This is a genomic window from Pseudomonas sp. Leaf129 (assembly GCF_001423465.1).
Taxonomy (GTDB): domain Bacteria; phylum Pseudomonadota; class Gammaproteobacteria; order Pseudomonadales; family Pseudomonadaceae; genus Aquipseudomonas; species Aquipseudomonas coleopterorum.
In genome coordinates this window covers 1,145,796-1,167,201 of the sequence record NZ_LMOC01000001.1, presented here as the reverse complement: position 1 = coordinate 1,167,201, position 21,406 = coordinate 1,145,796, and the positions used below count along the sequence as shown (strand labels likewise).

20 protein-coding genes are annotated in these 21,406 nt (G+C 64.9%); 4 read left to right on the top strand and 16 right to left on the bottom strand.

Annotated features, from left to right (window positions below; translation table 11 throughout):
* Positions 1–7 precede the first annotated feature (7 nt).
* The 7 genes from ASF66_RS04975 to ASF66_RS04945 form a co-directional block, all read right to left on the bottom strand.
* Positions 8–1,264, bottom strand: coding sequence for an NAD(P)/FAD-dependent oxidoreductase (locus ASF66_RS04975; RefSeq protein ID WP_056843437.1), 1,257 nt, complete (start codon positions 1,262–1,264; stop codon positions 8–10).
* Positions 1,264–1,497: a (2Fe-2S)-binding protein gene (locus ASF66_RS04970; protein WP_056842963.1), complete on the bottom strand. Its 234-nt coding sequence runs from the start codon at positions 1,495–1,497 to the stop codon at positions 1,264–1,266. The genes ASF66_RS04975 and ASF66_RS04970 overlap by 1 nt, the downstream gene beginning before the upstream one ends.
* A complete protein-coding gene (locus ASF66_RS04965) occupies positions 1,490–2,605 on the bottom strand; it encodes an NAD(P)/FAD-dependent oxidoreductase (RefSeq protein WP_056842962.1) in 1,116 nt (371 codons plus the stop codon). The genes ASF66_RS04970 and ASF66_RS04965 overlap by 8 nt, the downstream gene beginning before the upstream one ends.
* Positions 2,602–3,546: a 4-hydroxyproline epimerase gene (locus ASF66_RS04960; protein WP_056842961.1), complete on the bottom strand. Its 945-nt coding sequence runs from the start codon at positions 3,544–3,546 to the stop codon at positions 2,602–2,604. The genes ASF66_RS04965 and ASF66_RS04960 overlap by 4 nt, the downstream gene beginning before the upstream one ends.
* Before the next feature lie 135 nt (positions 3,547–3,681).
* Entirely contained in the window at positions 3,682–4,353 is a 672-nt protein-coding gene (locus ASF66_RS04955; RefSeq protein ID WP_049859271.1) for a GntR family transcriptional regulator, read from the bottom strand.
* Between the two features lie 73 nt (positions 4,354–4,426).
* A complete protein-coding gene (locus ASF66_RS04950; RefSeq protein WP_056842960.1) occupies positions 4,427–6,007 on the bottom strand; it encodes a PepSY-associated TM helix domain-containing protein in 1,581 nt (526 codons plus the stop codon).
* A 25-nt stretch (positions 6,008–6,032) separates the two neighbouring features.
* Positions 6,033–8,489 (bottom strand): TonB-dependent siderophore receptor, encoded by a 2,457-nt coding sequence (locus tag ASF66_RS04945; RefSeq protein ID WP_082484471.1) that lies wholly within the window; start codon positions 8,487–8,489, stop codon positions 6,033–6,035.
* Positions 8,490–8,672: 183 nt separating this feature from the next.
* On the opposite strand from ASF66_RS04945, the gene ASF66_RS04940 reads away from it, so the two are divergent.
* Both ASF66_RS04940 and ASF66_RS04935 read left to right on the top strand, forming a co-directional pair.
* Positions 8,673–9,191 carry a sigma-70 family RNA polymerase sigma factor gene (locus ASF66_RS04940; RefSeq protein WP_049859273.1) on the top strand — a complete coding sequence of 173 codons (519 nt, stop codon included), beginning with the start codon at positions 8,673–8,675 and terminating at the stop codon, positions 9,189–9,191.
* Between the two features lie 48 nt (positions 9,192–9,239).
* The gene (locus ASF66_RS04935; RefSeq protein ID WP_056842959.1) at positions 9,240–10,193 is read left to right on the top strand and encodes a FecR family protein; all 954 of its coding nucleotides are present in this window, start codon (positions 9,240–9,242) and stop codon (positions 10,191–10,193) included.
* 90 nt (positions 10,194–10,283) lie between these two features.
* Here the strand turns inward: ASF66_RS04935 and ASF66_RS04930 are convergent, their stop codons facing one another.
* The 8 genes from ASF66_RS04930 to ASF66_RS04900 all read right to left on the bottom strand — a co-directional run bounded on the left by ASF66_RS04930 (position 10,284) and on the right by ASF66_RS04900 (position 19,279).
* Positions 10,284–10,556 (bottom strand): hypothetical protein, encoded by a 273-nt coding sequence (locus ASF66_RS04930; RefSeq protein ID WP_056842958.1) that lies wholly within the window; start codon positions 10,554–10,556, stop codon positions 10,284–10,286.
* A gap of 149 nt (positions 10,557–10,705) precedes the next feature.
* Positions 10,706–11,932: an MFS transporter gene (locus ASF66_RS04925; RefSeq protein WP_056842957.1), complete on the bottom strand. Its 1,227-nt coding sequence runs from the start codon at positions 11,930–11,932 to the stop codon at positions 10,706–10,708.
* A gap of 265 nt (positions 11,933–12,197) precedes the next feature.
* Positions 12,198–12,347 (bottom strand): hypothetical protein, encoded by a 150-nt coding sequence (locus ASF66_RS22450; RefSeq protein WP_156463133.1) that lies wholly within the window; start codon positions 12,345–12,347, stop codon positions 12,198–12,200.
* Between the two features lie 154 nt (positions 12,348–12,501).
* A complete protein-coding gene (gene fabF / locus ASF66_RS04920) occupies positions 12,502–13,791 on the bottom strand; it encodes a beta-ketoacyl-ACP synthase II (RefSeq protein ID WP_056842956.1) in 1,290 nt (429 codons plus the stop codon).
* Complete coding sequence (locus ASF66_RS04915) at positions 13,788–16,889, bottom strand: efflux RND transporter permease subunit (RefSeq protein ID WP_056842955.1); 3,102 nt, start codon at positions 16,887–16,889, stop codon at positions 13,788–13,790. The genes fabF and ASF66_RS04915 overlap by 4 nt, the downstream gene beginning before the upstream one ends.
* The gene (locus tag ASF66_RS04910) at positions 16,886–17,992 is read right to left on the bottom strand and encodes an efflux RND transporter periplasmic adaptor subunit (RefSeq protein WP_056842954.1); all 1,107 of its coding nucleotides are present in this window, start codon (positions 17,990–17,992) and stop codon (positions 16,886–16,888) included. Before ASF66_RS04910 ends, ASF66_RS04915 begins: the two co-directional genes overlap by 4 nt.
* Before the next feature lie 71 nt (positions 17,993–18,063).
* Entirely contained in the window at positions 18,064–18,681 is a 618-nt protein-coding gene (locus tag ASF66_RS04905) for a TetR/AcrR family transcriptional regulator (protein ID WP_056842953.1), read from the bottom strand.
* Positions 18,682–18,778: 97 nt separating this feature from the next.
* Positions 18,779–19,279 (bottom strand): DUF1543 domain-containing protein, encoded by a 501-nt coding sequence (locus tag ASF66_RS04900; RefSeq protein ID WP_056842952.1) that lies wholly within the window; start codon positions 19,277–19,279, stop codon positions 18,779–18,781.
* A gap of 67 nt (positions 19,280–19,346) precedes the next feature.
* On the opposite strand from ASF66_RS04900, the gene ASF66_RS04895 reads away from it, so the two are divergent.
* Entirely contained in the window at positions 19,347–19,772 is a 426-nt protein-coding gene (locus ASF66_RS04895; RefSeq protein WP_177331285.1) for a lysozyme inhibitor LprI family protein, read from the top strand.
* Positions 19,773–19,780: 8 nt separating this feature from the next.
* Here ASF66_RS04895 and ASF66_RS04890 read toward each other — a convergent pair whose 3' ends face one another.
* Positions 19,781–20,722, bottom strand: coding sequence for an alpha/beta fold hydrolase (locus ASF66_RS04890; RefSeq protein WP_082484469.1), 942 nt, complete (start codon positions 20,720–20,722; stop codon positions 19,781–19,783).
* Positions 20,723–20,815: 93 nt separating this feature from the next.
* On the opposite strand from ASF66_RS04890, the gene ASF66_RS04885 reads away from it, so the two are divergent.
* Positions 20,816–21,400, top strand: coding sequence for a CGNR zinc finger domain-containing protein (locus ASF66_RS04885; protein WP_056842951.1), 585 nt, complete (start codon positions 20,816–20,818; stop codon positions 21,398–21,400).
* Positions 21,401–21,406: the final 6 nt, after the last annotated feature.

Below are 21,406 nucleotides of genomic sequence, written 5' to 3'. Positions count from 1 at the left end.
GATGGGATCAAGTAGGCGGGTGGTCGTCGATGCAGAGCAAGGTCGCGATCCGAGCCGGGCTGAAGGGTGGGCGGGGTGTGGACGGCTGCCAGCCGAACAGCTGCGCGGTGGCAGCACCACACACCCGGCCCTGGCAGGCGCCCATCCCGCAGCGGGTGGCCAGCTTGGCCTCGCGCCAGGAGCCATACGGTTGAACGGCCGCGTAGGTCACGTCTTCACAGCGGCAGACCAGTGTGTCCGGTTCGCACAGGGTGGCGAGCGCCGGCCTCAGGGCGAACGCGCGGTTCAGCACGGCGGCGAAGCCCTGCCAATGGCTGCGCTGCGACCAAAGCCGTGCGGCTGCGGCTTGATCGCCCACCGCAGCATGCCCAGCGATGCTGCCTTCGACCGAAGCCAGCTCGCTGCCGCCGAAACCGGTGCATTCGCCGGCGGCGAAGTGATCGGCCAGGCTAGTCGCCTGCCAGCCATCGACGGCAATGGCGCTGGCCTGCAACGCACAGCCCAGGGCCTCACCCAACTGCGTATTGGGCACCAGGCCGAAGCCACAGCCCAGGCGCTCACACGGTATTTCCACAGTTCGCCCCCGTTGCATAAGGCGCACGCCTTCGAGCCGTTCGCTGCCGAGCGCGGCCAGTACGTAGCTGTCGGTGCGATACACCGCTGAGCCGAGTTGCAGCGCTTGCAGCGCCTTGTGCGGCCAGCGTGGCAACTGCGCTGCGAAGCGCGCGACAGCGCCGGTGCTGGCCTGCTCGGCGATACGGATCACCCGAGCGCCCTGCTTTTGCGCGGTGTGGGCGCTGGCCAGCAGCAACGGACCGCTGCCCGCGACGACCACACGCTCGCCCGCGATGGGCAGGCCGCCCTTCACCAGAGCCTGCAAGCCTCCCGCGCCGGTCACGCCGGGCAGTGTCCAGCCGGGGAAGGGCAGCAACAGCTCACGGGCGCCGGTACACAGGATCAGCTTGGCATAGTCGATGATCCAGCCGCGCTCCTCGTTCTCCACCAGCAAGCGGTAGGGCGCGGGCCGGGCAATCACTCGGGTGGCCGTATGGACCTGCACATTGCTATATCCCTGCAAGCGCTCACGCAGTCGAATCACCTGAGTCGGCAACGCGGCGTGGGGTCCGTCGCGCCAGATTTGCCCACCGGGGGCCGGATTGTCGTCGAGCAGCACGATGCGAGCCCCGCTGGGCGCCGCTGCCAGTGCCGCATGGAGGCCAGCGGGGCCAGCACCGATGATCAGGACCTCGGCGTGTTCGTTCATCATGAGGTGTGCACCTGCATGCCGTCGCGGCAGTGCGTCTGGCACGCCAGACGCCGAGAACCGTCGATGGTGACCCGGCACTCCTGGCAGATGCCCATGCCGCACAGGGGCGCACGCCGCTGGCCGCCGACCGAGGTCCGCGTGCAGCCGTCACCGGCGATCGCCAGCGCGGCTGCGACACTGGTGCCTGCAGCCACACGCAGTGTGCGGCCATTCACGGTCAATTCAGGCATGGGCACGTGCTCCGAGAAAACGCTGTGGCAGGTACGGTGCTGCGGCCAGCGGCAGCGATTCGTCGAACAGTTGCGCCACCAGCAGGTCGGCGGTCGCCGGCGCGGTTGTCACTCCCAAGCCTTCATGACCCACCGCCAGCCACAGGCCCGGACGCTGTGGATGCTCACCCACCAAGGGCAAGCCGTCCGGGCTGGCCGCGCGGAAACCGGTCCAGGCACGAATCACGTTCATGTCGTTCAGGGCAGGCACGTACTCGGCCGCGCGCCTGAGCATTTTGGAGAGCATCCAGCCTTCGACGTCAGGCTCGGTGGTGCCGAATTGTCGCGAAGCACCGATGAACAATTGCCCGGTCGGGCGCGGTTGGATGTTGCAGGCCGTAGACGGGCCGCTGGCGGTGTGGGCGCTGGTGACGTAGCCCAGCTCCACCAGCGTGTGGGTAATCTGCGCAGGGTAGCGGTCGGTGATCGCCAGATGACCTTTCTTGGCCTGGACGGGCAACTCGGGGCACAGCTCGGTGGCCTGGATGCCATTGGCCAACAGCACCAGATCGGCGCTCAGCCATTGACCGTCGGCCAGGCGCACACGGTGGCCGTCCACCTCGATGACGGTGGCGCGTTGCTGACGAATCAAGGGATGGTCGAGCATCCATTGCGCGGTCGCCGGTGCATACACAATGCCATCGCCCTTGATCAACAGACCGCCATGCAGGCCCTCGCGCAGCAGCGGTTCGCGCTCGCGCAGGGTGGTCGCACCAAGGATTTCGCACGCCTCGCCATGCTCGCGCAGTACCTTGAACTTGTGCTCGGCAACGGCCATTTCCTCATCGTTCGCAGCCAGCCAGAGGGTGCCGTTGCTGCGGTACGCACAGCCCTGCGGCAGCGCAGAGGCCATCTCGCGCCAGCGTTCGAGCGAGTATTGGCTCAGCGCCAGTTCGGCGGCGTTGTCGTCGAGCACCAGCAGGTGGCCCATGCCGGCCGCCGTGGCGCCGGGCTGGCCGGCGTCCAGCACCTGCACGTTCAGGCCACGTTTGGCGAGCGCCTGGGCGCAGGCGGCGCCGACGATGCCCGCGCCGATCACGATGGCGTCGGCCACGGCCTGGGTGCTCACAGGCTAATGCCCCAGGCGAAGGGGTCGTTGCCGTGCAAAATCAGCGTGGCTTCGGCGCTCACATACGCCTGCCCGCGAATGGTCGGCACCACCCGCCCATCGGCGCTCGGCTCCAGCGGCACGTAGGACCCTTCGAACGTGCTGCCGATGACGCTGGCCTGACGCCAGATCTGGCCAGGCTGCAGCTTGCCGTCGGCTGCCAGGCACGCCAGTTTGGCACTGGTCCCGGTGCCACAGGGCGAGCGATCGTAGGCCTTGCCGGGGCACAGCACGAAGTTGCGGCTGTCGGCGTCATCGTCTTCGGCGAACAATTCGATATGGTCGATCAGGCCGCCGTCTTCACCGCGTATGCCTTGATCCTCAAGTGCCTGCTGCACGGCGACGGTGTAGGCAGTCAGGGCTTCGAGGTTGTCCCCGGCAACCGCCAGCCCATGCTCGGCCACCAGAAAGAACCAGTTGCCACCCCAGGCGATGTCGCCGATCACCGCGCCGATACCCGGCACCTGCAGCGCTACGTCCTTGCGGTAGCGATAGGCGGGCACGTTGCGCACGCTGACCGAACCGTCCTCATGCAATGTCGCCTGGACGGTACCCACTGGGGTTTCGACGGCATGCACGCCCGGGCCGATCCGGCCCAGATGCGCCAGCGAGGCGATCAGCCCGATGGTGCCGTGGCCGCACATGCCCAAATAGCCGGTGTTATTGAAGAAGATCACCCCTGCGCAAGCGCTGGGGTCCACTGGTGTGCACAACAGCGCGCCTACCAGCACATCGCTGCCGCGCGGCTCCAGCACGCAGGCGGCCCGCCAGGCATCGTGCCGTTCGGCCAGCAGTTGCCTGCGCTCGGCCATGGTGCCCGTGCCGAGATCCGGGAAACCCTCGATCACCAGGCGTGTGGGCTCACCCCCGGTATGCGAGTCGATCACTTCAATGCGGTTCATCGGGCCACCTGTCGAGTTGGTTCAGTGAACCCTAGGGTGGCCCAGATGAAGCCGTCGGGCTTGAGCGATTTAGCGCATGTCGATGACGAATTCGGCACAGTGTCCGATGCGAAGGATGGCTACCAGCCGACGCGCTCAGCGCGCGCTCGGCAGGTGCTCGAAGAGGGTCTGGCAGACACCGGCAATGTGTTCGTCGAGCAGGCGCACGGCACGCTCGACATCGCCCTCGCGGCATGCCTGGAGGATCTCCCGGTGCTCGTGGTCTGCACGATCCTTGCCGGCCGACAAGCTCATCTGCATGCGCAGGTAACGCTCCAGCTTGTCGTTGACCGAGCGAATCAGGCCCACCAGGAACGGACGCTGGGCGGGCTCGTACAGGCAGACATGCAGCTCCCAGTTCAGCTCTGCCCAGCGACCCACGTCGTCTTCACCGATGAACTCGCGGCAGATGCTCTCGGCGCGGGCAAAGGTCGCCTCGGTCATGTTCGGGATGGCCAAGCGCAGCACTTTGTCTTCCAGCAGCATGCGCACCTCGAACAACTGCGCCAGCTCGGCGTCCGACAACCGCGTGACCATCGCCCCGCGATTGCGCTGGAACATCACCAGGCCTTCGGCTTCCAGACGCTTGAGCGCTTCGCGAACCGGGATCTTGCTGACATTGAACTGGCGCGCGATGTCGTCCTGCCGGATCGGTTCGTCCTCGGCAAAATGCCCGGCGACGATCGCGTCGCGCAGGTGCCGGGTGATGATCTCCGAGGTCGAGGGGGAGTTGCCGAGGTCCGGCGCGTTGAGTTTGGTCTGGGCCACGTCACTGGGTCATTCGAAGGATTGAGCGTATAGGGTATACGCTTTTGCCCCGCTTGAATCGGCATCCATCGGCCTAGCGCACCAAGCCCTGGCGCAACCGGTGCCGGCGCAGCTTCACCAGGATATTTATCAGCAACGCACCAAAGCCCAGGCACACCGCTTCCACGCTCGCCCGTTGCCAGTCGCCGACGCGTGCGTAGTGCCACAACGCCTGGCCCGTGGTCCATTGGTTGAGCAGCGGCAGGCACAGACACAGCAGCGCGGTCATGCCCAGTTGCTCGGTCCATGCGCGCAGCCGCGGCCGACACAGGGCGTGTAACAAGGTTTCCGCCCAGATCAGCACAAAGGCGCGTATTTCCCACTGAGCACGGTCCGGTAACTCGAGCGGCAGCAGGCGGTTGGCGTAGAAGTAACCACAGCACGCCATCCCAATGCCGACGCTGCACGCCACATTGAAAGCTTCGACGCAGTGGTAGAAGCGTCGCGTAGCATCGCCAAATTCGTGCTGGCCCTTGATGCGTCGCTTGATCGAGAACAGCAGCGTACCTGCCACCATCATCGATGTGCCCAGCAGGCCGCTGGCGAAGTACACCCAGCGCAGTGCCCAGTTGCCGAAATCGGCGAAGTGCAGGGAGCGCACCACGCCTTCGATCCGGGTACCCAGGGACAGGCTGGCCGGGTCTGGCCGCCGGACCTGCAACACGCCGCCGCTGGCCGCGTCGAACAGCGCGCTGGCCTGGGGCGTGAACAGGTGGTCTGCAGGCTTCCCCGGGTCCGCACGGCCGATGATGCGTAGGCTGGCATCGGCAGCGCCGGGCGCATTCACCAGCAGCATCTGCGCCGGTTGCCCGGTGAGCGTACGCGCCTGGTCCAGAAGCGCTGCCCAGCCCGGCGCAGCGCCGGTCGGCTGCGCCACGGGGCGGACCACGGTCGGTTCGGCGGCGAGTTCGGAAGTGAAGCGTGCATAGGCGCCATCGTCCGAACCGTATACCGCTTGCACGGGCCAGGGCATGTAGCTGCTGCCGAAGATGCACAGCCCGGTGTAGGCGATCATCAGCAGAAACGGCAGGGTCAGTACGGCCGCGGCGTTGTGCGCATCGAGCCAGGCACGCGGGCCGCTGCCGGGCCGGAAGGTAAAGAAGTCGGCGAAGAGGCGCCGGTGGATGACCACCCCGGAGACCAGCGCCACCAGAAAGCCGACGGTCAGTGCGCCGACGATCCAGAACCCCAGCACCGGCAGTTGCAGCATGTAGTGGAACGACATGAAATGCCGGCCCCCTTCGGTCTGGCGCAGCGCTGCAGGGGGTAACGGTGCGCCGGTCGCAGGATCGAGGGCGATCTGCCGGGTGCCGCTGCCATCCCGCCAGAGCAGGCGCACCGCTTCACCCGGATGCGCCGGCAACTGCACCCGCCACAGCCGTGCGCCCGAGGCATGTGTCGCGAGGTAGCGCTGCGCCTGGGATGCGGCCAGCCCTTCGTTCATCGACGCGCCAGCCTCGGACGTAGCGATTGGCTGCGCCTCCATCCAACGCGTGATGGGCTCGCGGAACACGCTCAGCGAGCCGGTGAGGAAGATCACGCACAGCATCCAGCCGCACACCAGGCCACACCAGGTGTGCAGCCACGCCATCGACCGGCGCAGCGTGCCCTTCACTGCAATGCGTCCTGCACCGATGCGATCAGAAATCGCCTCGCAAGGTCAGCATGTAGCTGCGCGGCTCGCCGAACACGTTCGAACGGTCGACCGCCACGGCGGTGGTGTAGTAGCGCTTGTCGAACAGGTTCTCGGCGTTGAGTTGCACCCGCCAGTGGTCGTCCAGTTTCCAGGCCACGCGGGCATCCCAGATGGCGTAGCCCTGGCTGCCGAAATCGAGCCCCGTGGTCGACGACGCCTTGTAATAGGACTGCGCCGAGACGCCACCACCGACGGTCAGCCGGTCCCAGGTGCCGGGCGGGTTGTAGCTGGTCTGCAGGCGCAGCATGTGCTTGGGCGTCTCGTAGGCGACCTCGACATCCTCGGTGTTGTTGCGCAGCAGATTGAAGGTGTAGCCGCCGAACACCTGCCAGCCCGGCAGGATCTCGCCGCTGGCCTCCAGGTCGATGCCCTTGCTGCGCTTGATGGTGCCATTGACGTAGCAGGTGCCCTCGGAGTCGTTGCTGGTGCAGTTGGTGTTGGCCAGGTCCACCAGAGCGACGTCGGTCTGCTTGATGTAGAACAGCGCCATCGACAGGTTCAGGCGGTTGTCGAACAGGGCGCCTTTGATGCCGGTCTCGTAGTTGTCACCCTCGGAGGGGGAGAGCGGCGTGCCGCGGGTGTCAACGTAGTTGCCCTGAGCGTTGAAGATTTCCGCGTAGCTGGCGTACCACGACCAGTCATCGTTGATGTCGTAGATCAGCCCGGCGTAGGGCGTGACCTTGCGCGTCACCTTGGACTCATAGGGCAGGGCGGCGCCGCGCTTGATGTCGTAGGTGTAGTCGTACCAGCTCGCGCGGCCGCCGAGCACCAGGCTCAGCGGCTCGCTCAGGCGCAGCCGAGAGTTGGCGTACAGGCCCGCACGCTCTTCGGTCATGTCGATGTCCGTGGTCCACGCCGGCCGGGCGGGCTTGGCGATGGCGTGGTGATCGACATCGAAGATGTTCAATGGCTGGTTGCGCAGGCTGGCGGTGGCTTGCTGGGTATTGGCTTCCTGGCGCGACCAGGTGCCGCCGACGGTGATGTCGTGGGTCAGGCCGAAGGCATCGAAGTTGCCGCTGACATGGCTGTCCAGCCCGGTGCTGGTGACTTCGTCCTGGCGGAACAGCGCCGCCTGGAACACCGAGCCGGTATTGGTCACCGGGCTGATGGCGCGCCGCGCGTAGGCGATCTGCTGATCGAAGCTGCCTTGGGACACGGTCACCGAGGTGGTGCTCGACCAGCGCTCGTTGAAGCGATGTTCGATTTCGGCGAACGCCTCGCTCATCTCGCTTTCGTGGCGGTTCCAGTCCTGCACCAGGGAGGTGGAGCGGGAGATGTCCAGCGCATTGCCGTTGCTGTAGCGCGGCAGGCCGTAGATCGAATAGCCGTTGATGACGTTCTGCTGATGACGCAGGCTCAGGCTTACCGTGGTGTCGGGGTCGAGATCGGCCTCGACGATGCCGTACACCAGCGGCGTGCGCGTGTTGCGCTCGTCCAGGTAGGAACCGTTGTCTTCGTAGGCGGTGACCAGCCGTCCGCGTACGTTGCCGGCATCGTTGAGCTTGCCGCTGGCGTCCAGGTCCATGCGGTAACGGTCCCAGGATCCGGCACTGGCCTGAACCGTCAGCCGCGGTTCGGCGGTCGGGCGTTTGCGCACCAGATTCACCGCACCGCCGGGCTCGCCGGCCCCCACCAACAGACCGCTCGCGCCGCGCAGAACCTCGACGCGATCGTAGATGGCGGTGTCGGGCTTCATCCAGCCGGTGATCTGGTAACCCTGACCGGGAACGCCGTCGACCAGAAAGCTTTCGGCCAGCAGGGAGAAACCGCGCGAGGTGTACACGTGGCCGCCGAAGTTGCGGTACTGGAAGGTGATTCCCGGGGTCTGTTCGAGCACTTTGTCCAGGCTGGTGAGCTTTTTGTCGTCCATCAATTGACGGGTCACCACGCTGACGGTCTGCGGGGTTTCCTTGAGGCTCAGATTGAGCTTGGCGGCGGTACTGCTGCTGCCGGTGGTGTAGGAGCCGGTGCCATCGGTGGTGCTGCCCAGGTCGTTCATGGCATTGACGGTGGTGGCGCCCAGGGCCATGGCCGGGTCATCGCGGGCGGGCAGTTTCTGCAGCACCAGGGTGCGCTCGTCCAGCAGTTGCCAGGTGAAGCCGCTGCCGCGCAGCAGGATTTCCATGGCCTGGCCTAGGGTGTACCGGCCCTTCAAGGCAGGAGCACGCAGGTTGGCCACGTCCGCCGAGTTGAAGATCAACCGCACGTTGGCCTGGTCCGCCAACCGGGTCAATGCCTGGTCCAGCGACTGCTCGACCGATTGCAGGTCCAGCGCCGTGTTGGCTTCGGCCGCTTGTACCGAAAGTGAAAGCGTCGGCAAGCCGGTCGTCATGGCCAGCATCAGCGCCAGGGTCAGCGTGCGACCGGCGGCGGGAGCGAAGTGCGGAAAACGTGCCTGCATCTGAAACGTCCGTTATCGAATGGAGATGAAATGCCCGGGAATCAGGGTTCTCTCTCCAACGACGACCGAGCAGGCCAAACCTTGCCGTCCAGATTGAAATTATTTTCATTATCATCCGCCATTCTGATGATAAGGGTTCTCAATTGGGATAGGATGCGGCCCTCAACCGCCAGGGCCGTGCGAATGTCCGTGTCACCCAATTCCAACCCTTTGCTGATGGTCTTTCAGGAGCACTATGCCGACCTGCTGGCCTTTCTGGCGCGGCGCCTGGGGAATGTGGAGAAGGCGGCCGACGTGGCCCAGGACACCTACGTGCGCCTGGCAGGGTTGGCAGACACGGCGCAGATTCTCGAACCTCGCGCGTTCGTGTTCCGCGTCGCGGGCAATCTGGCCATCGACCGCCTGCGCCAGGAACGGCGCTATTGCGCGTTGCAGGTCGAGGAGCCGGACGAGGAGCCCTGCGATCCCATCGCCTCGCCGGAGCGCACGTTCCTGGCTGCCGAGGCCATCGAGCAACTCGATCATGCCCTGCAGCATTTGCCCAGCAACGCCCGCCTGGCGTTGCTGCTCAGCCGTCTCGAAGGCCTGACCCACGCGCAGATCGCCCTGCGCCTCGGGGTCTCGGAAAGCTCGGTGGGCAAGTACCTGGTGCTCGCCATGCGTCATTGCCGCGATTGGCTTCGTCAGTCGGAGTGCCTCTAGAATGCACGCAACCGACTCCCTTCCGGCGGCGCCTGTGAGCCCCTCACCATGACCGAACCTGTGAACCGCGCCCCTTGCGCCACTGACCTGGAAGACCAGGCCATCGAGCAGTGGGTGCACCTGACGTCCGGCCAGGCCAGTGATGCCGATCGCCACGCTTTCGCCCGTTGGCGTGGGCAGAGTGCGGACCATGAAGCCGCTGCACGGCTGGCCGAAACGATGTGGCAGGCACTGCCACAGACCCACACAGCGCAAACCTTCATCGCCCCACCCAGGCGCGAGCGACGGCCGCTGCGCTGGGCGGCATTGGCCGCCGGGCTGGGCGCGCTGGCGTTGACCGGCTTGAGCGAGCCGGCCAAGGTCTATTTCGCCGACTACGCCACGGCGGTCGGTGAACGCCGGGCGTTGACCCTGGAAGACGGCAGCCAGGTCTGGTTGAACAGTGGCTCGGCCTTGTCGGTGAATTACTCGGCAGCGCGGCGCGAGATCAGCCTGCTCAAGGGTGAGGCGTTGTTCGAAGTCAGCAAGGACGCCATGCGGCCGTTCGTGGTTCAGTCCTTAGGCGGCAGCGTGCAGGCGGTGGGCACTCGTTTCGATGTCGACCGCCAGGGTGAACAGGTGCGTGTGGGGGTAACGGAAGGAGAAGTGAGGGTCTCGTCCGGCGGCGCCGTGGTGCCGTTGAAGGCCGCTCAGCGCCTGGCCTACACCGCTGGCGCGACACCGTCGGCGACAGGCGTTCTGGACCTGGGTACGGCGTCGGCGTGGCAGCGCGGCAAGCTGATCTTCAATCGGCAGCCGCTGGCCGAGGTATTCGCTGACATCGAACGTTACCTGCCGGGCTCACTGGTCATCGCCGGTCGCTTGCCCAGCACAGCGGTGAGCGGTGTGTTCAACCTGGACGATGTTCCCGGCATGCTCGATATGCTTGCCCGCACCCAGCCGGTACGGATCTATCGAATGCCTTGGCTGACCGTGGTGGTGGTGAATCAGACGCGCGCGTGAAAGGCGTCGAAAACGGGATAGGCGGGGGAGTAGAGGCAGGGGAATACAGAGGGAACGCTAGGGCGCGGGGGCCCTAGCAGACAGCGAATGTCACTTTTTCTTCTTCGCAGGCTTTTCAGCTTTTTCCACTTTGTCGGACTTCTTGGCTTTCTCAGCCTTTTCCGGCTTGCTGTCAGCTTTCTTTGCGGTTTTCTTCGGCTCGGCGTTTTTCTTCTTGTCTTTTTTCTCCTTGTCGGAGGACTTCGAAAGCGCTGAGGCTGCGGCAGATTTCTTTTCCGGTGACGACTTTTTGTCCTTCAATTCCTTGCTGGCTTTCGAAGCGTCACTTTTGGTTTTCTTTTCGTCTTTAGCCACGTTGACCACCTCTCGGAGAGTGCCGATATTGACACAATGCCTGTGGGAATATTCACAGGCTGATCATTAGGTGAATGGGCGGAAAGGCAGTTCAAAATTTTTTTGCAATCTGCGCAGGTGCGCTGACAATCCTGCCGGGATCGTCAGCGCACGCGGGCTCAGCAGGGCTGGGCCACCGCGTTGTTGCTGACCTTGCGACCCAACACCAGCACCGTCGCAAAACCTGCACCGACCAAGGCTGTCGCCAGGCTCAGCAGCACCGAGCTGCCCAACTGGTCGACGATCTGCCCGCCGAAGAACGAACCCAGCGCAATGATCACCTGAAACAGCGCGACGAACAGCGGCATGCCGCGCTCGACGTCCTTGGGTGCGACCACGAACATCCAGATGCTGGAGCAGGCCGGGAACGCGCCGAAGGCAAAACCCCACAGAGCGATCAGCATCGCGGCACCGACAAGGCCGGTCGCGAAATGCGGGAACAGGGCCGTGCTGGTGCCGATCATCAGCGCCACCAGCAGCAAGGTGTAGCGCACGTTGCGGTTGGCGGCGAAGCCGGCGAACACGTTGCCCAGCACCCCGGCCATGCCGTAGAGCAGCAACAGCGAGCCAATGGTCGGCCCGTCGAAACCGGCACTTTGCTTGAAGAACGGCGCGACATAGGTGTACGCGGCAAAGTGCGCCAGACCGATCAGCAGCACGGCGATCAAACCCACCCGCGCCTGGGGATTGGTGAACAGGGCCGGCAGGTCGCTGACCCGAATGGCGCGGTCCGGGTGCAGCGGTGGCAGCAGGAAGATCTGCGCCAGCAGCACCGGCACACCCACCAGCGCGGTCACCAGAAAGGTCATGCGCCAGCCCATCAAGCCGCTGAGCCAGGTGCCCACGGGCACGCCCAGCACCGTGGCCAGGGTCACGCCCATCATGATGATCGACGTGGCCTTGGCCACACCGACACCCCTGGGTGCCAGGCGACCGCTCAACGCAATGGCAGTGGCCCAGAAGCCGCCGATGCTGACCCCCAGCAATACCCGGCCGAACAACAGAACGTTGAAGTCATTGGCGAAGGAGACGATGCAGTTGGCGATGATCATGATCAGCGTCAGGCCGGTCAGCAGGTAGCGACGGTCCATGGCGCCGATGCCCACCGACAGCAACGGCGCGGCCAGGGCGGCCATGATGCCGGGCAGGGTGACCATCAGGCCCGCCTGTCCGGCACTGATGCCCAGGTCGCTGGCGACATCGTTGAGCACGCCCACGGGCAGGAATTCGCTGGTCACCAAGGCGAAGGCGCCCACGGCTACCGAAAGAATGGCCAGCCACTGCTGCTTGACGCTCTGCGAATTGGGTTCGGAAAGGCCTGGGGCGGCCTGATGGGGACTTGGCATGGGAATGGATTCCAAGGAGACAGTCGCCTGCGAGCAGGCGGGGGTAACGGGGGGATTGGCGGTGAGTATAAGGCAGGGTGGCGACCATCACCGAGGCGCGAACCTTGATAGTCATCATTAGCGCGATCGATTCAGCGGGGCAGGCAGCGAGCCCTTTGGCCGCGAAGAGACCTGCCTACACGCGTTCATTTATCCAGCCGCACGATCCGTCCGAAGATCCAGCACATCATTCTCCCCACGAACCGAGCGCCTGGCCCCAGCCCAGTCAGTCCCGTCCATCACGCTCCAAAGACCGATCACGCTTGCCCTGGCGATACTGCCAGTGGCTGTGCGCAATGTGCCCAGCGGTACTTACCACGATCAGCGCGACAATGACGTACAACGCGATCAATCCAGTGCTTTCGTGGGAAAACATAATGGTCAACTCCTGTCAGTTCATGATGTTTGCCACTGGAGTCTAGGGCGGAAAAGCGAGGTCGAGGATGAACATATCTTCACTGCGGGCCGCGAAAGGTGCGCGGCCCAATGCCCGCAGGGGCTGGAGCTGAATCCATTCATCTACTTGCGGATCACCGACCCTCCCAGCGCCGAAACAGCGCGCTGGCGTTCACGCCGCCGAAACCGAAGCCATTGGAAAGCGCGTGGGTGATTGCCGTCTTGCGGGCGGTCGGGCCCACCAGGTCGAGGCCTTCGGCTGCCTCATCTGGCGTTTGCAGATTCAGCGTCGGCGGGGCTATCTGGTCGCGCAAGGCCAGCACGGTAAAGATGGCCTCGATGCCGCCAGCGGCGCCGAGCAGGTGGCCGGTGGCGGATTTGGTCGAGGTGATGGCCAGTCCGTTACGGGTGCCGAACAGGGCACGAATGGCCGCCAGCTCACCTTTGTCGCCGACCGGGGTGGAAGTGGCGTGGGCATTGATGTGCTGGACGTCTTGCGCATCGATACCGCCCTGGCGCAAGGCCTGTTCCATGGCGCGGCGAGCACCGCTGCCGTCTTCCGGCCCCGCCGTCAGGTGGTAGGCGTCGGCACTGGTGCCGTAGCCGATCAATTCCGCCAGCGGTGTAGCGCCGCGGGCCAGGGCGTGTTCCAGTGACTCGATGACCAGCAGGCCTGCACCTTCGGACATCACGAACCCGTCGCGATCCCGGTCGAAGGGGCGGCTAGCCTCTTCAGGGCGGTCGCTGAAGCCGGTGGACAGGGCACGGGCGGCCGCGAAACAGCCCAGGGTGACCCGGTCGATGGCCGCCTCGGTGCCACCGCAGATAGCGATGTCCGCTTCTCCGCTGCGGATCAGCCGCGCGGCATCGCCGATGGCCTGCACGCCCGCGGCGCAGGCGGTGACCGGCGCGCCCAGCGGGCCTTTGAAGCCGTTATGGATGGAGACGTGTCCGGCGGCCATGTTGGCCAGGAACGACGGGGCGGTGAACGGCGACAATCGCCGCGGACCGCGCTCATCCGTGGTGCGCACGGCCCCTGCAAGTGCGCCGAACCCGCCCACGCCCGAACCGATGACGGTCGCCGTGCGCTGTTGCTGAACCTCCCCGGTCGGGTGCCATTGCGCCTGGGTCAGCGCTTCGTGGGCGGCGACCAGCGCGAACTCGATGAAGCGATCCATTTTCTTGCGTTCTTTGGCCGGTATCAGCGCATCTGGGTTGTAGCCGGCCACAGGGTCCGCTTCCAGCGTGGGCACCTGCCCAGCCACGGCAACGCCCGTGCCTTCGCCGATGTGCGCGGGCAGCACACCGATGCCCGACGTGCCCGCCAGCAGTCGGCGCCACACTTCGTAGACGCCGCAGCCCAGCGGGGTGACCAGACCGGTTCCGGTGACGACGATGCGTTTCTGGCCATCTCGATTGTTCATGGGTGTCTCTCCAAGTCTGTCGTTGAATGATGGGTTGTATCGCCACCCGCGCGGATGCGGAACCAGATGGAATACATGGCGGGCAGGAAGATCAGGGTCATCAGCGTGCCGCCGAATGTGCCGCCGATGAGGGTGTAGGCCAGGGTGCCCCAGAACACCGAATGGGTCAGCGGAATGAACGCCAGGATCGCCGCCAGCGCCGTCAGCAGGACCGGTCGGGCGCGTTGCACGGTGGCTTCGACCACGGCATCGAAGGGCGCCAGGCCATTCTTCTCATTGAGGTGGATCTGCCCGATGAGGATCAGCGTGTTGCGCATCAGAATCCCGGACAGCGCGATCAGGCCGACCAAGGCATTGATGCCGAACGGTTGGTTGAACAGCAGCAGCGTGGGCACCACACCGATCAGGCCCAAGGGAGCAGTGAGGAAGACCATGGCCATGGCGGACATCGAGCGTGTCTGCACGATGATGATCAGCAGGGTAATGGCGATCATGATCGGGAACAGCGGCGCGAGTGCGGCGGTGGCCTTGGCCGACTCTTCGATCGACCCGGCCTGCTCGATGAGGTAGCCGTCGGGCAGCGCGGCCATGATCGGCTGCAGCGCTTTGGTCAGTTGCGTGGAGACATCCGGCGGCTGCAGGTCCTCGGCGATGTCGCCGCGCACGGTCAGGGTCGGTACGCGATCGCGACGTCGCAGGATGGGGTCTTCCATGCGCACCTCGACGGACCCGATCTGCGCCAACGGTATGCGCTGGCCGTTCGCGCCGGCCAGGGTCAAGCCCTGGATTTTCGCCGGGTCGAGGCGCACCGGCCCTGCGGCGCGGGCCACCACCTGCACCGAACGGATGTCTTCGCGCACGGCAGTGACCGGCACGCCTGAAAGCAGGAACTGCAACTGTTCGGCCACGGCGGCCGAACTCAGGCCCAGCGCCTGCAACCGGTCCTGGTTCAGGGAAAAATGCAAGGCAGGAACCCGCGGCCCCCAGTCCTGATTGACGGTGCGCATCATCGGACTGCCCTGCATGAGCGCTTCGACCTTGCCGGCGATGTCCCGCAAGACCTGCGGATCCGGCCCCATGACTCGATAGGCGACGGGGTAGGGTGAATAGGGCCCGAAGACCAACTGCGTGACCCGTACCCGCGCTTCGGGCGCCAGACCCTGCGCCACCGCCTCGCGGATTCTCAGTTTCAGGGCATCCCGAGCCGCCTGGCTGTCGGCGAGCACGACGATCTTGGCGAAGGAGGGGTCGGGAAGCTCGGGCGCCATCGCCAGATAGAACCGCGGCGAACCCTGGCCGATGTAGGCGGTGACGATTTTGGCCGCGTCATCCTTGCGCAGCCAGGCTTCGATCCTGGCCGTGGCCGCACTGGTCTGCTCGATGGCCGTGCCATAGGGCATCTGCACCTCGATCAGCACTTCCGGGCGATCGGAGGTCGGGAAGAACTGCTTCTTGACCAGGCCCATGCCGATGATGGCCAGCGCGAAGGCCAGTATCACGATGCCCGCCACCGGCCATTTCCAGCGGATGATCCAGCTCAGGCAGGTGCGAAAGCGGTTGTAATGACGGGTGTCGTAGATCGCCGCATGACCGCCTTCGACGGCCTTGATCGTCGGCAGCATCTTCACCCCCAGATACGGCGTGAACACCACCGCCACGATCCAGGAAGCGATCAGCGCGATGCCGACGATCCAGAACATGTTGCTGGTGTATTCACCGGCCGTGGATTGGGCGAAGCCATTGGGCATGAAGCCCACGGCGGTCACCAGGGTGCCGGCCAGCATGGGTGCGGCGGTGTGGCTCCAGGCATAGGCCGACGCCTTGATACGGTCGTAGCCTTCCTCCATTTTCACCACCATCATCTCGATGGCGATGATCGCATCGTCCACCAGCAGTCCCAGGGCGAGGATCAACGAGCCCAGGGTGATGCGGTCGAAGTGCTTGCCGGTGGCCTCCATCACCACGAACACCATGGCCAGGGTCAACGGTACCGCCGCGGCGACCACCACGCCGACGCGCCAGCCCATGCTCAGAAAGCACACCACCATCACCACCAGCAGGGCGACGAAGAACTTGATCATGAACTCGTCCACCGCCGAACCGATGTTCACCGATTGATCGGTGACCTGGGCGAAGGTCATGCCCAGCGGCATGGTCGCATTGATCCGCGCCGTCTCGGCGGCCAGCGCCTTGCCCAGATCCAGGCCGTTCCAGCCATCGCGCATGACCACCCCCAGGATCAGCGCCGGTTCGCCCTGATGGCGCACCATGAAGCTCGCTGGGTCTTCGTAGCCACGCTCCACGATCGCCACATCCGCCAACTTGAGCGTGCGTCCGCCAGCGTTCACCGGGGTGTTGCGAATGGCGTCCAGGGTCTGAAAGGCACCGTCGAGCCGCACCACGACCTGGGGGCCTCGGGTGTCGATCGAGCCGGCCGGGGTCAGCCGGTTCTGGTCGTTCAGGCTGGCGAAGAGGTCCTGGGGTGACAGACCCAGGGTCGCCAGGCGCTCATGGGAAAAGGACACGAAGATCCGTTCGGACTGTTCGCCGATGATGTTGACCTTCTTCACCCCTGGCACATGCAGCAGCCGTTGCCGCAGTGATTCGGCTTCACGCACCAGCAGGCGTTGCGGCTCGCCGCGCGCCTTGAGGGCGAACAAGGCGAAGGTGACGTCGGCGAACTCGTCGTTGACCATTGGCCCGACCACGCCTGCCGGCAAGGTGCTCGCCGCGTCGCCGAGCTTTTTCCGGGCCTGGTAGAACTGCTGCTCGACCTGGGCCGGCGGCGTCTTGTCCTGCAGCGATAGAAGGGTGAAGGCCAGGCCCGGTCGGGTATAGGTTTCGCTGCGGTCGTACCATTGCAGCTCCTGAAGACGCTTCTCCAGGGGCTCGGCGACCAGGTCCTGCATCTCCTGCGCGGTCGCACCGGGCCAGGCCGTGACCACGGTCAGCTGCTTGACGGTGAAGGGCGGATCCTCGGCGCGCCCCAGTTTGAAGAACGACAGGGTGCCGGCGACGGCGACCAGAAGGATCAGGAACAGCGTGACCGACCGTTCCCGCACGGCCAGGGCCGAGAGGTTGAAGCGGCTACCGCTCATGGCTGGTCCCCGGTCTGGGCGCGCAGATCCTGCGGCGCCACCAGCACCTCTTGCCCCTCGTGCAGCAGGTGAGGGCCCAGGGCAACCAAGCGTTCGCCTGGGTGCAAACCACGCACCGTGGCCATGGCGTCGCTCAGACCAATGACCTGAACCGCCCGCCAAACGACCTTGGAAGGCTCGCCTTCGACGGTCCACACACCCGGCCCGGTGCCTGGGTCATGGATGGCGGCGATGGGCACACTCAGGGCGTCGGCTACGGAAGGGTTCGATGCGATGGACAGGGTCACGGTCGAACCCAACGGTGCATTGGCCTGCTCGCCGCCCAACACATACCGGGCTTCGAAGGTGCGGGTCAGTGGGTCTGCAGCATCGGCCAGCTGCCGCAGCGTGGCGGTGCCGCCATTGCCGGAGGCGCCGAACAGGGTGGCCTGTGCTGAACTGCCCAGCGCTGGCCGCAGGGTCTCGGGCAGCTGCACCACCGCTTCGCGAAGGCCTGCCTTGGCCAGCCTCACCACCGCTTGCCCGGCGCTCACCACCTGACCCGGTTCGGCCAGGGTGGCCACCACCACACCGTCGGAATCGGCGCTCAGGGTGGCATAGCTCTGCTCGTTGCGGCTCACGGCGGCCTGGGCCTGAAGCGCTACCAGATCGGCGCGAGCGGTGTCGGCCAACGACTTGAAGCGGTCGTAGTTGGCGGCGGAAATGGCACCGCTAGCGACCAGTTGGCGGTTTCGTCGTTCATCGTTCGCGGTCTGCGTGGCCAGTGCCTGGGCGGCGGCGACTGCCTGATCGCGGGCGTTGGACTGCAGCGCCAGATCGGCCGGATCGAGGCGCATCAAGCGCTGTCCGCGGCTCACCGCCTGGCCGGTATCGACGAAGCGCTCCAACACCTTGCCACTCACCCGAAAGCCCAGATCGCTTTGCACGCGCGCCGTGACCACGCCGGTAAAGGCACGATGACCCTCTGGCGCAGGACTTGCCTCGACCACCCTCACCTTGGGCGGCTGAGTGCGCGGGTCGGCAACGCTCGGCGGACGGTCGCAGGCCGTGAGAAGCACAGGGAGCAGGCAGATACCGAGCGCGGAGGCGCGAAGCCGAGACATGGGATTCCTTACGGGCACAAACGAAAAGGAACCCGATTTTGATACGAGTGACTAATTCAGTCAATGGTCACTTATGGCGCCGACAGACTTCTCAATATCAGCGCGGGGAGCTGCTGCGCAGCGGTGGCGGCGGTCTCCAGGTTGTATTGCAGTTGCACGGGGCTGATGTAGGGAAGCATCACCAGAAACACCGCATGACTGGCTTCTTCCAGCGGCGTCTTGCTCTCGAATTCCCCGCTGTCCCGGCCCTCGCGCAGGATCTGCTCGATCAACCGGTGCAGGCGTTCGCCGTGGGCCGCCGCCGAGGGCCAGTGATCACGGGCCGCAACGGCAGCGATGTCATACAGCTTGCGATCGTGGAAGAACAGTTCTGCGCCGGCTTCCACCAAGGCTTTGAACAGACGGCTCAGCTTGTCGGACGGACTGCTGGCTTCGTCCATCGCCTGGTCGACGACGGCCATGATCATGGCCAGCCGACTGGCGCAGATACTCTCGCCGATGGCCTGTTTGGATTCGAAGAACTTGTAGATGTAGGCCTTGGAAAAGCCGATGGCCTTGGCCAGGTCAGACACCGTGGTTTTTTCGTAACCGTAGTGACCGAAATGCTGCATGGCGGCCTCGACGATCTGATCGCGAACGCTGTGATCGGACGGGCCTCGTGAGGGGAACGTGGGGGGCTGACGGGTCATGGCTGCGGTGGGCTCTTGGGCGTGGATCGACAGAGCGTGACTGTAACGGGTTATGGTCACAAGTTCATTCTTGGTTGATCCGGACCCGAGTCTCTGGTCAGCCCGCTGGTAGCACGATGTACTCATTGCGCTGCTCGACGCCCCGATGAGGCCCTTCGACCAAGTGCACGTAGCGGCCACCCACCTGCTCGATCGGTACGCAATCATCCACATCCAGGACCGCGTCGGTATGGGGCTGGCGCCACTGCTCCAGGTACAGGCGCCGGGCGCGGTTTCTGGCGTCGCGAGCGTTTTGCGCCACCACCAGCACGTAGTGGTGCGCTTCGCCGAACGAGCCCGCCTCGTACCCGCCCAGATTGATCACATACAGGCGCGGCATGCCCGCAGCCGGTGCCAGCGGGCTGAATTCGACCTTCCATCGCTCGACGCCGTCCACAGCCATCCAGGCATCGATGTGCAAGCCTTTCTGAGTACCGAACCAATCGGCGCGCAATTGCGGGTAGCTGGCCTCCAGGCTGTCGGCGACCGCGCAGGCGATGTCGTGCACCTCGATGCGCGCCCTGGTGTGCTTGCCGCCGAGTAAAACGATGTAAAGCATGGGTGGGATCCTTGGAGGGTGGGGGCTGGTAAGATCCAGGCCTTTTCACGAATTCGAAAGGTCTTTTATGACACCCCTCTGCAAGCCTTTGCTCACTGCTGCGTTGCTGTCGCTCTGCGCAGGCCAGGCCACCCTGGCTTCGGCCGAAGGTTCCACTTCGGCGTCCGACTACAGCTCGGCGTACACCACCTGCATGGACAGCAACAGTTCCACCACCGGCATGGTCAGTTGCGCCGCAGACGAGACCAAGCGTCAGGACGCACGCTTGAATGCCAACTACCAGGCCGGCATGAAGACGCTTGAAGGCACCAAGCGCACGGCGATGCGCGATGCGCAGCGGCTGTGGATCCAGTTTCGCGACGCCGACTGCGCCGTCGAGGCGGGCCTGACGGGCGGCACGCTCGACCGGATCAACGCTCAGATGTGCCTGTTGAAGGCCACCAAGGTCCGCGCCGACACGCTGGCAGTGCGATTTCAGCCGCAGGACCTGTAGTAACCCTGTTACTTCAGGTGCTCGTCCAGAAACTCACGGATCACCGGGATGATCTCCCGCCCGTGGGTTTCCAGAGCGAAGTGCCCCGTGTCGTAGAACCGGATGTCCGCCTTGGGCAGGTCACGCTTCCAGGCCTCGGCGCCCGCTGGAAGGAAGAACGGATCGTGCTTGCCCCAGACTGCCAGCAGAGGCGGCTGGTACTGGCGGAAGTACGCCTGGAACTTGGGATACATCGCCACGTTGGAGGCGTAGTCCAGCACCAGATCGAGCTGGATGTCGGCATTGCCGGGGCGTGAGATCTGCAGGCCTTCCAGTGTGTAGCCGTCCGGCGAGACCACACTGGGGTCGCTGACACCTTCCAGATACTGCCATTTGATCGACGCCGGTGTCGGGAAGTCCTGCAGGGCGTCGCGATGCGCCTGCGTAGGCTCGCGCCAGTACGTCTGAATCGGCGCCCATCCGGCGCCCAGACCTTGCTCATAGGCGTTGCCGTTCTGCGAGATGATCGCGGTCACGCGCTCTGGGTGAGCCACGGCGAGGCGCCAGCCCACCGGCGCGCCGTAGTCATGGACCATCAGCGCGTAACGCTCCAGCTTCAGCTGTTCGGTGAACTGGCCGATGGTCTGCGCCAGCTGGCTGAAGGTGTAGGCGTACTGCCCCCGGGCGGGCGCTTCGGTGAAGCCGAACGCGGGCAGGTCCGGGGCGATCACGTGGTAGCGGTCGGCCAATTGCGGGATCAGGTCGCGGAACATGAACGACGAGGCGGCGAAGCCGTGCAGCAGCAACACGGTAGGCGCGCTGGGGTTGCCCGCCTCGCGATAGAACACCTTCACGTCGCCGACCTGCTCGTGGCGGTAGTGGACGGTGTCGTCGGCTTGGGCGGCCTGGGTACCGCCGATGAGCAACGAAGCGGCAAGCGCGACAGCGGCTGTGGATGTAGGCGTAGTCATGATGCCTCCTTGTGTAACCTGTTATGTGTGTATTTGAAGGTTACGAACTAATTTGGTAACCTGTCAAACAAATTTTGTGAGTTACAGGTCATCATGAGCTCGACCCGCACCGCGCCCGATACGTTTTTTGTGGCGGACAATATCGCCTTGGATTTCCTCAATACCGAGTACGGCGTAGGCGATCAACGCCAGGACTGCCTGCGCGACGATGAGGATGTGCTGACGTGGCTTGAGTCGGCAGGGTTGCTCGCCGCGCAGGGTCGCCCCGAAGTTTTCGATGGACTATTGGCTCAGGCCCACGCCCTGCGCAGCAATGCCAAGGCGGTGCTGGAGGCAGCGATGGCGGGGGTGGAAGCCGATCCCTCGGTGGTCAATCAGGTATTGGAAGCAGGGCGTCCGGTCAGCTACCTGAGCTGGGAGGATGCTGCCCAGGCGTTTCGTGTCGCCACCCGGCCCAGGGATGCTGGTCCGGAAAGCCTGCTGTGGCCGGTGGCCGACGCGCTGGTCAGCCTGGTTACCGGTGACAAGTTCGAGTTCGTGCGCCAGTGCGAGGCCCATGACTGCATACTGCTGTTCCATGACCTGAGCAAGTCGCACCGACGGCGCTGGTGCAGCATGGCGACCTGCGGCAATCGCATGAAGGTGGCGGCCTTTCGTGCCCGGAAGAAACCTGAATAGGCCCGT

Coding starts and splice junctions, on each gene's coding strand:
- ASF66_RS04925 (WP_056842957.1), bottom strand. CDS start 11,932: ATGCCAAGTCCCCATCAGGCCGCCCCAGGCCTTTCCGAACCCAATTCG.
- ASF66_RS04900 (WP_056842952.1), bottom strand. CDS start 19,279: ATGCTTTACATCGTTTTACTCGGCGGCAAGCACACCAGGGCGCGCATC.
- ASF66_RS04940 (WP_049859273.1), top strand. CDS start 8,673: ATGTCCGTGTCACCCAATTCCAACCCTTTGCTGATGGTCTTTCAGGAG.
- ASF66_RS04945 (WP_082484471.1), bottom strand. CDS start 8,489: ATGCAGGCACGTTTTCCGCACTTCGCTCCCGCCGCCGGTCGCACGCTG.
- ASF66_RS04935 (WP_056842959.1), top strand. CDS start 9,240: ATGACCGAACCTGTGAACCGCGCCCCTTGCGCCACTGACCTGGAAGAC.
- ASF66_RS04895 (WP_177331285.1), top strand. CDS start 19,347: ATGACACCCCTCTGCAAGCCTTTGCTCACTGCTGCGTTGCTGTCGCTC.
- ASF66_RS04905 (WP_056842953.1), bottom strand. CDS start 18,681: ATGACCCGTCAGCCCCCCACGTTCCCCTCACGAGGCCCGTCCGATCAC.
- ASF66_RS04960 (WP_056842961.1), bottom strand. CDS start 3,546: ATGAACCGCATTGAAGTGATCGACTCGCATACCGGGGGTGAGCCCACA.
- ASF66_RS04915 (WP_056842955.1), bottom strand. CDS start 16,889: ATGAGCGGTAGCCGCTTCAACCTCTCGGCCCTGGCCGTGCGGGAACGG.
- ASF66_RS04910 (WP_056842954.1), bottom strand. CDS start 17,992: ATGTCTCGGCTTCGCGCCTCCGCGCTCGGTATCTGCCTGCTCCCTGTG.
- ASF66_RS22450 (WP_156463133.1), bottom strand. CDS start 12,347: ATGTTTTCCCACGAAAGCACTGGATTGATCGCGTTGTACGTCATTGTC.
- ASF66_RS04970 (WP_056842963.1), bottom strand. CDS start 1,497: ATGCCTGAATTGACCGTGAATGGCCGCACACTGCGTGTGGCTGCAGGC.
- ASF66_RS04885 (WP_056842951.1), top strand. CDS start 20,816: ATGAGCTCGACCCGCACCGCGCCCGATACGTTTTTTGTGGCGGACAAT.
- ASF66_RS04890 (WP_082484469.1), bottom strand. CDS start 20,722: ATGACTACGCCTACATCCACAGCCGCTGTCGCGCTTGCCGCTTCGTTG.
- ASF66_RS04975 (WP_056843437.1), bottom strand. CDS start 1,264: ATGAACGAACACGCCGAGGTCCTGATCATCGGTGCTGGCCCCGCTGGC.
- fabF (WP_056842956.1), bottom strand. CDS start 13,791: ATGAACAATCGAGATGGCCAGAAACGCATCGTCGTCACCGGAACCGGT.